The organism is Rhodococcus sp. ARP2 (genome assembly GCF_001029585.1).
GTDB classification, from domain to species: domain Bacteria; phylum Actinomycetota; class Actinomycetes; order Mycobacteriales; family Mycobacteriaceae; genus Rhodococcus_F; species Rhodococcus_F erythropolis.
Window position 1 is genome coordinate 16,327 of record NZ_LEKE01000003.1, and the last position, 12,343, is coordinate 28,669.

Here is a 12,343-nt window from a genome sequence, read left to right on the forward strand (position 1 = left end):
GTGGCAGTATCGGACTCATGGCACTTCAACTGAACCTTGTCGGTGACCCCGAAGCTGATGCCCTCCTCGCCGAGGACCCGTTGGCGTTGTTGATCGGAATGCTTCTCGATCAACAGGTTCCGATGGAAACGGCCTTCCTCGGTCCGAAGAAGCTGGCGGATCGGCTCAGCGGTATCGACGTCAGGCGTATCGCCGACATGGACACCGACGAGTTCATCGCCATCTGTGCCGAGCCTCCGGCTGTGCACCGATTCCCCAAGTCGATGGGCGAGCGTATCCAGCTCATGTGCCAGTTCATCGTCGAGAACTACGACGGCGACACCGCGGCGATCTGGACTTCGGGAAATCCCGACGGCAAGGAAGTGCTGAAGCGGCTCAAAGCCCTACCCGGTTACGGGGATCAGAAAGCCCGGATCTTCCTGGCGTTGCTCGGAAAACAGATCGGCGTCGAGCCGAAAGGTTGGCGCCAAGCGGCCGGCGACTACGGGCTCGAGGGGTCGAGGCGCTCGATTGCAGACGTGGTCGACGAACAGTCTTTGCTCGAGGTCCGCGAGTTCAAGAAGGCCGCAAAGGCGGCAGCGAAGGCCGACAAGAAGTAGCCGCTTTCAGGATTTCCGGGACCCGCTGGCACGCACTACTTTCATCAGGTCGCCTGCGGGGCCCTCGAGCTGACGCGGCGGGCGCCACACTGCACGCAGGGATCGGTCGAGTTCCAAGCCTTCGACGGCTACGACCCGAAGTTCTCCCTGCTTCACCTGGTCCTCGACGGCCAGCGTGCTCAGTACCGCCGGGCCGACGCCACCGAGCACGCTGGTTCGAATCGCGGCCGAACTACCCAGTTCCAACAACGGTGCACCGCGCTCGTATTCGTGTAACGCCAGGTCGAGAGTCGTTCTGGTTCCCGATCCGGGCTCACGCACCAGCAGAGGTGTCGCTGCCAGTTCGGCGACGGTCAGCGGCTTTCGTCGACGCGCCCATGGATGATCCGGATGAACGACCACGACCAGCGAGTCACGCGCGACGGTGACGCTGGGCAGGCTCTTCGGAACGGTCGGTGACTCGACGAATCCGAGGTCACACATTCCTACTTCGACGGCTTCGAGTACGCGTGTCGAGTTGTAGACCTGAAGGTGGACGGTGACACCAGGATGCAGTGATCGAAAGACGCCGAGCCAGGCCGGGATCAGATGTTCGGCGACGGTCATGCTGGCACACACGGTCAATTCCGCGGATCGTTCGGTCCGCATCCCTTCGGCGACGTCGAGAAGCTGCCTCGAGTTGGCGAGGACGCGGCGCGCCCAGTGGACGATGACGGTCCCCTGCGGAGTCAAAGTCGCCCCCGTCGACCTTCGGTGTATGAGTGGCATCCCGAGCTGCCGCTCGAGGGCTTTGACGGCGCGGCTGGCATTCGGTTGTGCGATGTGAGCCAGACGGCTTGCAGCACTGAGGCTTCCGTGATCATCGATGCCGACGAGTAGCTCGAGTGTGGTGAGGTCGGGCCACCTTCTGGTCATGCAGACAGGCTATACCCAGCATCTATTCCATATCGATCTGATATGTCGTGATGGTAGAAATCGCCCTACCGGAGCGATGGTGGCTCAAGGACGCTGGATGAGTGAACCGTGATGTGAAGTCCGTGGCCGAGAAACCCGCAGTCGCCCCTTCGTCAGAAGTACGACGGTGGTCGAGCGTCGCTGCATTGATGCCCGGAGTTGCGTTGTGCGCCTTGGGGGCCACGGTCGCGCTGGTTGCCGGTCAGTTCACCTCCGCCGTGAGTCCGTTGCTGATTGCGATAGTGGCGGGTGCGGTGTTGGCGAATACCGTCTCTTTGCCGGCGAAATTCCAACCTGGCCTGGCATTCTCGGCGAAACGGCTACTTCGGGTGGGTATCGCTCTGCTCGGGCTGCAATTGATGTTCTCCGACATCGTCGGTTTGGGTTGGGGAGTGATCGCCGTTGTGGTGGCGATAGTGTTCCTCGGTATCGCCGGGACCATGTATGCCGGAAAGCTTCTGGGATTGAGTTGGTCGCAGAGGATTCTGATTGCCTGCGGCTTCTCGATCTGTGGCGCCGCCGCTGTGGCTGCTGCGGACGGTGTGGTGAATGCGCGAGAGGAAGAGTTGCTGACCGCTGTTGCGCTGGTGGTGATCTTCGGAACTCTGATGATTCCGACGATCCCCTTGCTGGCCGATGCTTTCGGTATGAACGAGATCGAGGCGGGCATGTGGGCCGGTGGGTCGATCCACGAAGTGGCACAAGTAGTGGCTGCCGGCAGCGCTCTCGGCGCCACCGCGTTGGGTGTCGCGACCGTGGTGAAACTTGCGCGCGTATTGATGTTGGCGCCGGTCATGGCGTTTCTGAGCATTCGGCAACGCACGATGGTCGACAACACCGCAACGAAGCGGCCCCCGCTGATTCCGTTGTTCGTCGTGGCATTCATCGGCTGCATGGGTTTGCGCTCCACCGGAATGTTGCCAAATGAGCTTCTCGGATTGGCGAAGACTGTGCAGACGGCGCTGTTGGCTGCTGCGATGTTCGCTCTCGGGCTGGGGGTGCGGCTGAGCGTCATTCGTGGAGTGGGCGCACGACCATTCGTTCTGGCCGCGATTTCCACCGTGTGGGTGGCGACGATCGCCTACGTCGGAGTCGTGCTGGTCAGCTGATCGAGCGTTGAGTCCGCCATGCGCTCGGGCTCGTCGAGAACTGAGTGCGAAACCAGCGCGAGAAACTACCCTGCGTCGAAAACCCCAGGTGGACCGCCACTTCGGTCAATGAATAGCGAGGGTTGGCGACAAATCGTTCCGCGAGGGTGCTTCGGACCGAATTGAGAACGGCCGTGAACGTATCTCCGGATTCGGCGAGATGACGGTGCAGTGTCCGCCGGTCGAACCCGAGGCTTCGTGCCACCTGCTCGACAGAGCAGCGGCCGGTCGGAAGCAGAACTTCGATCAATTCCTTGGTGCGGCTGAGGGTGTCGGAGGTTTCCGATGCGGGAAGTGAGTCGAGGAACTGGCGAGCGTACGGCCGGAGCAACTCGTCGGAGAGTTGGTTTGCCGCATCCAGGTCGGCGGCGAAGAAAACGATTCCGGTGAATTCGTGATCGAATTCCACGGTGTCGCCGAGGATTCGTCGATGCGTGCTCGTATCTTTCGGGGCATTGTGCGTGAATCCCACGCTGACCGGATGCCATCGAGAACCCAGGAAACTTCGCAGGATCTGCAGCGTCGCGCCGACTGCGAGTTCGACGCTCTGTCTGGTGTCGACCGGTTCGCCGACCTCGAGCGAGATTCGCAGGGTGGCGAGTCCGTTGACCTCGTTCAATCGGATGCGCAATGACTCGTTGTACGTGTGCTCGTATCGCATCAATACGTCGAGCGCGCTCCTGACGTCTGGTTCTTCCCTGATGACCAAGCTGAGGGGACCGAGATTGGACAGTCGACGCAGGCCGGCGAGTAGAAGCCCGAAGTCTTCGTGTCCGGACTCCGCTGCCGATCGCTCCAGGAGCGATGCGATGGAGGCGGCCGGTACCCATTGGTCGGGGTTCGCCAGGCTTGCCGGGCTCAGGCCGACACTTCTCATGAGGGCCACAGCGTCCACGTCCACTGTTCGGCACAGGTCGACGTATCGGTTCAGTGACGCGTAGCGGGCGAGTGGCTTCATAGGGCCCCCTTTACTCGATGTCCCGAAATGTTGTGTTGTGTGTCTCGTCAAGTTAAGCATGTGAGCCGGATCTCACATAGTTTTGTTCACATCAGTTCGGTACGACCGCGAAGTCGAGCACCGACTTCTGGAAGTTGTTGCGTACGAATACAGCTCGACCGTAATCGAGTCGAGCCCGCCCACAGAATTGGAGAGCATTGATGGCAAACGCCATTCGGTTCCATGAGATCGGCACACCGTCCGTCATGCGTTGGGAAGAGATCGAGGTAGGACGACCGGGTGCCGGAGAGGTTCGGGTTCGTCATGAAGCGGTGGGGTTGAACTTCGCCGACACCTACTTTCGAAGTGGCCTCTATCCTGCGCAATTGCCTGCCGGGATGGGCGTTGAGGGCGCCGGTGTGGTCGAAGAGATCGGCGAGGGAGTAGTCGATTTTGCAGTGGGGGACCGTGTGACCTACACCGGCAGTCCGCTGGGTGCGTACGCCACCGAGCGGATCATGGCGTCGTCCGACCTGATCGCGCTACCCGACGGCATCGCCTTCGACACCGCGGCCGCCATGACCATGCGAGGACTGACTGCCGCCTACCTTCTGCGTCGCATCTACCCGTTGAAAGCGGGAGACACCGTGTTGCTGCATGCTGCGGCGGGCGGGGTTGGACTGATCTTCACCCAGTGGGCAAAACTGTTGGGAATCAAAGTGATCGGAACGGTGTCGAGCGACGAGAAGGCGAGCGTTGCCCGAGCTCACGGGTGCGATGAAGTCGTCATCTACACCCGCGAGGACGTCGTAGCGCGTGTCAAGGAGATCACCGGGGGCGTCGGCGTGCCGGTTGTCTACGACAGTATCGGGCAATCCACGTTCGACATCTCTCTCGATTGCCTTGCCAGGCGCGGGCTGCTGGTGTGCTTCGGAACGGCGTCCGGGCCGACTCCGCCGATTCAGGCAATGCAGTTGGCCGTCAAGGGATCTCTCTTCCTCACACGTCCGGCACTTGCCGATTACATCGCGGATCCCGAGGAACGTGCCGAATTGGCGGGCGAACTGTTCTCACACGTCGAATCCGGGCGAATCAAGATCGAGATCAACCAGCGATACCCCCTCGAAGATGCGGTGCGTGCGCACCACGACATGGAGTCCGGTCGCAGTATCGGTTCCTCCGTCTTCTCCGTCTGAACCGAAACAGCACTTCCCAGAGGAATTGTCATGACCAACACCGCAACGTTGACAGAAAACCTTCCCTCGTCGACCAGCACGATCCACGTCGAGAAATTGACCTGTTCGATCGGGGCAGAGTTGTCCGGGGTGGATCTCGGCGAGGTCGCGCGAGATGCTGCACTCTTTGCCCAGATCAAGGGATTGCTGCTCGAACACAAGGTTCTGTTCTTTCGCGACCAGAACTTCTCCAAAGCCGAGCACGTAGAGCTTGCCCAGCGATTCGGTGAGCTCGAGGATCATCCGGCCCTGGGCAGCGACCCCGACCACCCGGGCCTGGTCCGCATCTACAAAGACCTGGACAGCCCGCCGGAGCATTTCGAGAATGCGTATCACTGCGACGCCACCTGGCGCGTGAACCCGCCCATGGGATGTGTATTGCGTTGTGTGGAAACACCTCCGGTCGGCGGCGACACGATTTGGGTGAACATGGCACTCGCCTACGAGAATCTGCCGGCGCGGGTCAAGGAGCAGATCAAGGATCTGCGTGCCAGGCACAGTATCGAGTCGACCTTCGGCGCTCGGATGCCGATCGATCAGCGGCACCAGCTGAAGGAACGCTTTCCCGACGCCGAACATCCCGTGGTACGAACACATCCGGAGACCGGCGAGAAGATTCTCTTCGTCAATTCGTTCGCCACACACCTCGTGAACTATCACACGCCCGAGAACGTCCGCTACGGAATCGATTACGCCCCCGGTGCCGGAAACCTGCTCACCTACCTGGCCAGTCAGGCCCAGATTCCCGAGTACCAGGTTCGGTGGCGCTGGACCGAGAACAGCGTCGCGATCTGGGACAACCGGTCGACACAGCATTACGCGGTGCAGGACTACTGGCCCGCGGTTCGAAAGATGGAGCGCGCCGGAATCATCGGCGACGCACCGTTCTGATCTCTCTTCCCAGCCCCGAAGATAATTCATTCACTCGATCGGAGTCACGCTATGCATTTCCACGACGATTCACTGTTCCCCGAAACCCAGGACAAGCTTGTCATCACCGTTGCTCCCTACGGACCGGAGTGGGAGCCGGACGATTTTGCAGAAGACCTCCCGTTGTCGATGGACGAGCATGTCCAGCAAGCCGTCGACTGCTTCAACGCCGGTGCCACCGTTCTTCACATCCACGTGCGTGAACTCGACGGCAAGGGCTCGAAGCGACTGTCGAAGTTCAACGAGCTTCTCGGCCGCTTGCGTGAGGCCGTTCCCGAGATGATTCTGCAGGTCGGCGGCTCGATTTCGTTTGCCCCGGAGGGCGAAGGCGCCGATGCGAAGTGGTTGTCCGACGACGTGCGTCACATGCTGGCGGAATTGGAGCCGGCTCCCGATCAGGTGACGATCGCGATCAACACCAGCCAGATGAACATCATGGAACTGATGACCGACGACGACATCGCGGGTACGTCGATGCAGCGTCCGGAATTGGCGGACACGTATCGGGAAATGACCGTGCCCGCCGGTCCGGAGTGGGTGGCAGAGCACCTGCGCCGGTTGCAGGCCGCCGGAATCCAGCCGCATTTCCAGTTGTCCAGTATCCCGCAGCTCGAAACGGTGGAGCGGTTGATCCGACGCGGCATCTACACCGGCCCGGTCAACCTCACATGGGTGGCAATCGGCGGCGGCTTCGACGGCCCCAACCCGTACAACATGATGAACTTCGTCCAGCGTGTTCCCGACGGTGCGTGCCTGACGCTGGAAACGCTGATGCGTAGCGTCCTGCCGGTGAACACGATGGCCATCGCGATGGGCTTGCACGCTCGTTGCGGCAACGAGGACACCATCTGGGGCCGCAAGGGCGAGAAGATGACGTCGGTGCAGCAGATCGAGCAGTTGGTGCGCATTGCAGGCGAATTGGGCCGCGAGGTGGCTACCGCGAAGGAAGCTCGGGACATCTACCGGATCGGTGAGACGTATGCCGACACCGACGAGACGTTGGCGAAGCTGGGTTACGCGCCCAACCGCCGGATCGGCCAGCTGGGATTCACGCAGCACGCCTGAGTTCGCACCCTCTCGTACAACAGTTCCGGGGGTACGAACCGCGACGGTTCGTACCCCCGAATCCCCCCGTCTACCTCGAGTACTTCTAGGAGAGTCATGGGACTGCAAGCTCCCGCCACGCCACGTGTGGACACCGCGCTCGGAATCGGCGGACGACGAAAGTTATACCCGTGGATCGTTTTCGCCCTGGCTTTCGGTCTTCTGCTCTCGGACTACATGTCGAGGCAGGTGCTCAGTGCAGTCTTCCCGATCCTGAAAGCGGACTGGGATCTCTCCGATTCGCACCTCGCCTCCCTGAGCAGCGTGGTGGCATTGATGGTCGGGCTGTTGACGTTCCCGTTGTCGCTGCTCGCGGACCGCTGGGGCCGCGTCAAGAGCTTGATCTTGATGGCGGTGTTGTGGAGTGTCGCGACGTTGCTGTGCGCAATCGCTCAGACCTACGAACAGATGTTGGGCGCCCGATTCTTGGTAGGTGTCGGTGAAGCGGCGTACGGCAGCGTGGGTATCGCCGTGGTCCTAAGTGTGTTTGCGCCCCGCGTGCACGCAGCTCTTGCCGGTGCCTTCATGGCCGGTGGATCGTTCGGTTCGGTCATCGGTGTGGCAATCGGTGGGTTCATCGCAGTCCAGTTCAGTTGGCGGTGGTCTTTTGCCGCCATGGCGATCTTCGGTCTGATTCTGGTTGCGCTGTTCCGTGCCCTCGTCACCGAGAAGAAGCTCACCGCTTACGCCGTCGAGGCCGCGCCGGATGCCGCCGGGGAAGCGTTGAGACACGACGGTTTTCGTGCGCCGGTGTCCTCGCTGTTCACCAATCCCGCCGTGTTGTTCGCCTACATCGGTGGTGGTCTCCAGATGTTCACCGCCGCTGTACTTCTGGCGTGGTTGCCGAGCTTCTTCAATCGCTACTACGATTTGGCCCCGGACAAGGCCGGCGTCACAGCTTCCGTATTCGTCCTCTTGGTCGGAAGTGGGATGGTGGTGTGCGGGTTCATCACAGATCGATTCAGCCGCGACGATTCGGCGCGGAAATGGACCACCGCAATCGTCTACTGCGCCATCTCGTTGGTGACGCTGAGTATCGGGCTCCGGTTGGATACGGGGACAGCGCAACTCGTATTGCTCGGTATCGGTGCATTCTTCTCTGCCGGTTCGTCGGGGCCGACGGCAGCTATGGTCGCGAACCTTACCCATCACTCGATTCGAGCGTCGGCCATGGGAACGCTCACCGTTGCCAACAACCTTCTTGGGCTGGCGCTCGGTCCCTTCGTGGTCGGCATCCTCGCCGATCACCTGGGTCTTCTCGGTGCTCTACAGCTTTCGCCCTTCGTCTATGTCGTCGCGGCCCTCGCGTTGGTAGCCGGCAAGCGTGCCTATCCCGCCGGGATGAGGCGGTTGGCTACGTTGCAGAATCGGCCCGAGATCCCCGGCGCCACTGAAGTAGCAGAAGTTCGGAGTTCCTGATGGATGAATCACCCACGGTAGTAATAGTTCCCGGTCTGCGCGATCATGTCGAGGATCATTGGCAGACTCACCTCGCGCGCAGGCTCGACAACGTTCTGACGGTTCCTCCCCTCGAGACCGACAAGCTCAGTCGCGATGCCAGGGTTGCGGCATTGGACGAGGTGTTGACAAGTGTTTCCAGCCCGGTGGTCCTGGTCGCGCACAGCGCCGGAGTTATGACAGTTGCCCACTGGGCGAGGGCGCATCATCGAGATGTTGCCGGCGCACTTCTGGTCACGCCGGCGGATCTCGAACTTCCTCTACCCGAGTCCTATCCGTCTCTCGAGGAGCTCGATCGGAACGGGTGGCTACCGATACCGCGTCAGCGTCTGCCTTTTCCGAGCACGGTCGCGGCGAGTCGGAACGATCCGCTCGCCGGGTATCGCCGAGTTGTGGGTTTGGCTGAAGGATGGGGGAGTCGGTTGCTGGATCTGGGTGAGGTCGGACATCTCAATCCGGCGTCCGGATACGGGTATTGGCCGCGGGCGGAATCATTGGTGTGGGAACTGCTCGAGTCGGTGTCGCACGCCGCCTCGTCTCGTACCACGGATTCCGAGTCGCAGGAGGAACACAGTCATGCTTGATCTTGCTGCTCTGCTGGAAGATTCGGCCCGGCGATACCCGGAACGGGATGCGCTGGTTCTCGGAGAAGCGAGGCTGACGTATGCGCAGTTCGACGCCTACGCGAATCGCATCGCCCATCTGCTCGTCTCGCGGGGTGTCGAGCCAGGTGACAAGGTGGCGTTGTCCTGCCCGAACGTTCTCGAGTTCCCGATCGTCTACTACGGCATTCTCAAGGCCGGTGGCGTCGTCGTTCCTCTGAACATCCTGCTCAAGGGGCGCGAAATTGCCTATCACCTGGCTGATTCGGAAGCGAAGCTGTACTTCTGTTTCGAGGGAAGTCCCGAATTACCGATCGCCGAGTACGCCATCGCCGGGTTCGAGCAGAGCGAGACCTGTTCGGCCCTGATCGTGATCAGCACCGAGCCGGGTGCACCGTCGTCAACCCTCGGAGTCGAGACTCTAGGCGAAGCACTGGCATCCGTGTCCGGCACGGAAACGCCTGCAGCCGCGGTTGTTCGTGAACCGACGGACACCGCGGTCATTCTCTACACCAGCGGCACGACCGGAAAGCCCAAGGGCGCCGAACTCACTCACTGCAACATGGTCTTGAATGCACTGTCGACCAACCGGTTGTTCGAGAGCGTTCCGTCCATGCATGAGCGTTATCTCCTGACTTTGCCGTTGTTCCACTCGTTCGGCCAGACAGTGACCATGAATGCGGGAATCTGCGTCGGTGCCACTTTGGTGTTGATGCCGCGCTTCGATGCGACCGCGGCACTCGAGATCATGGAACGCGAAAAGATCTCGGTCTTCGGGGGCGTCCCGACCATGTATTGGGGACTGCTCGGCGTGCTGGAGGAGGTAGTGAAATCCGGGGTGGATATCGAGACCGTTTCACAGAACATGCGGTGCGCGATCTCCGGTGGTGCAGCGCTTCCCGTCGAAATCTTGACACAGTTCAGGGAACGCTTCGGTGTTCAGATCCTCGAAGGGTACGGGTTGTCCGAGACCTCTCCGTTGGCCTTGTTCAGTGACCCGGAGAGCGACCCCCGGCCCGGTTCGATCGGCGTGCCGATCTGGGGCGTCGAAGCGCGGCTTGTCGATGACTCTTGGCGTACGATCACCGGCCCCGATGAAGTGGGTGAGTTGGCCATTCGCGGGCACAACGTCATGAAGGGCTATTTCAACCGACCCGAGGCGACGGCGGAAGTAATGTGCGACGGATGGTTTCGCACCGGGGATCTGGCACGGGTCGATACCGACGGAAATTACTACATCGTCGACCGCGCGAAGGACATGATCGTGCGGGGCGGATTCAACGTCTACCCACGCGAAATCGAAGAGGTTCTGCTCACCCACCCAGCCGTCTCACTCGTCGCCGTCGTCGGGGTGCCGGACACGAGCCTCGGCGAAGAAGTTGTCGCCTACGCGATCCGAGAGCCGAGTGAAGAGATCTCCGAATCGGATCTCGTGGAATGGTCGCGGGAACAGATGGCCGCCTACAAATATCCGCGCCGCATCGAGTTCGTGCCGTCGCTGCCGATGACGGCAACCGGAAAGATTCTCAAACGTGAACTGAATCAAGCATTTTCGATTGTCTGAGGAGATCGATGACTGACGTTCGAGCAAGTGAAGCTTTTCCCGTGACCCAGGCTATGAAGGATTCGGGTGGCTGGAATCCGTTGTGGGACGGACTTTCGGAGCTGGATCCCGAGTGGACCGAGCTGTACATGAAGACAGCAATGCAGCCCTGGAACAGTGGGGTGCTGTCACCTCAGGTGATCCAGTTGCTGTGCATAGCCGTCGATGCGGCGAGCACGCACATGTACGCGCCCGGCGTACGACGCCATATTCGCGCCGCGCTCGACATGGGAGTGACCCCGAAGGAGATTCTCGAGGTGCTGAAACTGACCACCGTCGTCGGGATTCACTCCTGCAATGTCGGCGTTCCGATCCTGATGGAGGAAATCGCAAACCGGTGACGGCGGTCAGTCCCGCTCGCGGTTCTCCCGTTCCTCACGCTGACGCTGGAGGAACGGGCTCGGGTTCTGTCCGCCGATCGGACCGTGGCCGAGGACTCCGTGCTCGTAGGCGGACTCCGCGTGCAGGGCAACGTCGATTCCGCGGGCCTCGTCTTCACGCGAAATACGGAAGCCGAAGGTCTTGTCGATGAGCTTTCCGAGACCGTAGGTCACACCGAAGGCATAGAGCGCGACCACGACGACACCGACGAACTGCTTGCCCAGCTGCGCGAATCCGCCGCCGAAGAACAAACCTTCCGGACCGCCCGTCATCACGGCCGTCGCGAGGAGTCCGATCAGCAACGAGCCGACGATTCCGCCGACGAGGTGCACGCCGACGACGTCGAGGGAGTCGTCGTAGCCGAGCTTGTGCTTCCATCCCACGGCGTACGAGCAGACGATGCCCGCGATCAGACCGATGACGAGCGCACCGAACATGTTCACCGTTCCGCACGACGGGGTGATCGCGACCAGACCGGCGACGACGCCCGAAGCTGCGCCGAACGTCGTGGGGTGTCCGTCACGGTTCTGCTCGACGAACAGCCAGCCGAGTAGTCCCGTACAGCCGGCGACGAGTGTGTTGAGGAAGATCTGCGAGGCCATACCGTCGGCCGCAAGGGCCGACCCGGCGTTGAATCCGAACCAACCGAACCAGAGCAGACCGACGCCGAGCAGGACGAACGGCAGATTGTGCGGACGCATCGACTCGGCCTTGAAACCCATCCGCTGGCCGAGGACCAGTGCCAATGCCAGGCCTGACGCTCCGGACACGATTTCGACCACGAGGCCACCGGCGTAGTCGAGTGCGCCCATCTGGGCGAGCCATCCCTGCGGATTCCACACCCAGTGAGCGACGGGGACATAGACGAGCAAGGACCAGATGGGGACGAAGATCATCCAGGCGGAGAACTTCGCGCGGTCGGCGATCGCACCACTGATGAGTGCTGCAGTAAGGATTGCGAACGTCAATTGGAAGGTTGCGAACAACACTTCCGGGACATTCCCGTGCACGGTCGACGGGTCGATGCCCGCCATGCCGATGTGTTCGAGTCCGCCGATGATGCCACCGTGATCGTCGCCGAACACGAGGCTGTAGCCCACGAACAACCACGCGACCGTGACGAGTGCGATGGAGACGAAGCTCATCATGATCATGTTGAGTACGCCGGTCGAGCGGACCATGCCGCCGTAGAAGAGCGCGAGTCCTGGCGTCATCAGAAGTACGAGTGCAGTACTGACGAGCAACCAGGCAGTTGCTCCGGCATCGATGGTGGCGGGCACAGTTTTCTCCTCACGCATGCGGACCAGCCCGCGTGCACGGAACCCACGATGGGTGCGTGCGGTTTCCTCCGCACTGCGATTGTGTTGCGAACATGTTTCGGGAGAAGTCGGC

Annotated in this window: 12 protein-coding genes; 9 read left to right on the top strand and 3 right to left on the bottom strand. The window is 61.2% G+C overall.

The window, feature by feature from the left end; all coding sequences use genetic code 11:
* The first annotated feature begins 17 nt into the window (after positions 1–17).
* Entirely contained in the window at positions 18–599 is a 582-nt protein-coding gene (locus tag ABX74_RS01375; RefSeq protein WP_019746526.1) for an HhH-GPD-type base excision DNA repair protein, read from the top strand.
* Positions 600–605: 6 nt separating this feature from the next.
* Here ABX74_RS01375 and ABX74_RS01380 read toward each other — a convergent pair whose 3' ends face one another.
* Positions 606–1,514: a LysR family transcriptional regulator gene (locus ABX74_RS01380; protein WP_020905889.1), complete on the bottom strand. Its 909-nt coding sequence runs from the start codon at positions 1,512–1,514 to the stop codon at positions 606–608.
* A gap of 101 nt (positions 1,515–1,615) precedes the next feature.
* On the opposite strand from ABX74_RS01380, the gene ABX74_RS01385 reads away from it, so the two are divergent.
* Positions 1,616–2,662 (top strand): YeiH family protein, encoded by a 1,047-nt coding sequence (locus ABX74_RS01385; protein ID WP_024487913.1) that lies wholly within the window; start codon positions 1,616–1,618, stop codon positions 2,660–2,662.
* On the opposite strand, the gene ABX74_RS01390 is transcribed toward ABX74_RS01385, so the two are convergent.
* Entirely contained in the window at positions 2,655–3,659 is a 1,005-nt protein-coding gene (locus ABX74_RS01390) for an AraC family transcriptional regulator (RefSeq protein ID WP_021342611.1), read from the bottom strand. The two genes, ABX74_RS01385 and ABX74_RS01390, sit on opposite strands and share 8 nt — an antisense overlap.
* A 200-nt stretch (positions 3,660–3,859) precedes the next feature.
* Between ABX74_RS01390 and ABX74_RS01395 the strand changes: the two genes are divergently transcribed.
* From ABX74_RS01395 to ABX74_RS01425, 7 genes are all read left to right on the top strand, one after another.
* Positions 3,860–4,834 carry a quinone oxidoreductase family protein gene (locus tag ABX74_RS01395; RefSeq protein WP_003943928.1) on the top strand — a complete coding sequence of 325 codons (975 nt, stop codon included), beginning with the start codon at positions 3,860–3,862 and terminating at the stop codon, positions 4,832–4,834.
* 30 nt (positions 4,835–4,864) lie between these two features.
* Positions 4,865–5,764 carry a TauD/TfdA dioxygenase family protein gene (locus ABX74_RS01400; protein ID WP_021342614.1) on the top strand — a complete coding sequence of 300 codons (900 nt, stop codon included), beginning with the start codon at positions 4,865–4,867 and terminating at the stop codon, positions 5,762–5,764.
* Between the two features lie 51 nt (positions 5,765–5,815).
* Positions 5,816–6,868, top strand: coding sequence for a 3-keto-5-aminohexanoate cleavage protein (locus ABX74_RS01405; RefSeq protein ID WP_003943988.1), 1,053 nt, complete (start codon positions 5,816–5,818; stop codon positions 6,866–6,868).
* Positions 6,869–6,964: 96 nt separating this feature from the next.
* On the top strand, positions 6,965–8,326 hold the full coding sequence (locus tag ABX74_RS01410) for an MFS transporter (protein WP_047888062.1): 1,362 nt from the start codon (positions 6,965–6,967) through the stop codon (positions 8,324–8,326).
* Entirely contained in the window at positions 8,326–8,949 is a 624-nt protein-coding gene (locus tag ABX74_RS01415; RefSeq protein WP_047888063.1) for an RBBP9/YdeN family alpha/beta hydrolase, read from the top strand. Before ABX74_RS01410 ends, ABX74_RS01415 begins: the two co-directional genes overlap by 1 nt.
* Positions 8,942–10,531 carry a long-chain-fatty-acid--CoA ligase gene (locus ABX74_RS01420; protein ID WP_047888064.1) on the top strand — a complete coding sequence of 530 codons (1,590 nt, stop codon included), beginning with the start codon at positions 8,942–8,944 and terminating at the stop codon, positions 10,529–10,531. The genes ABX74_RS01415 and ABX74_RS01420 overlap by 8 nt, the downstream gene beginning before the upstream one ends.
* A gap of 8 nt (positions 10,532–10,539) precedes the next feature.
* A complete protein-coding gene (locus tag ABX74_RS01425; protein ID WP_020905896.1) occupies positions 10,540–10,911 on the top strand; it encodes a carboxymuconolactone decarboxylase family protein in 372 nt (123 codons plus the stop codon).
* A gap of 6 nt (positions 10,912–10,917) precedes the next feature.
* On the opposite strand, the gene ABX74_RS01430 is transcribed toward ABX74_RS01425, so the two are convergent.
* Positions 10,918–12,231, bottom strand: a complete 1,314-nt coding sequence (locus ABX74_RS01430; RefSeq protein ID WP_003943791.1) for an ammonium transporter — start codon at positions 12,229–12,231, stop codon at positions 10,918–10,920.
* Positions 12,232–12,343 lie beyond the last annotated feature (112 nt).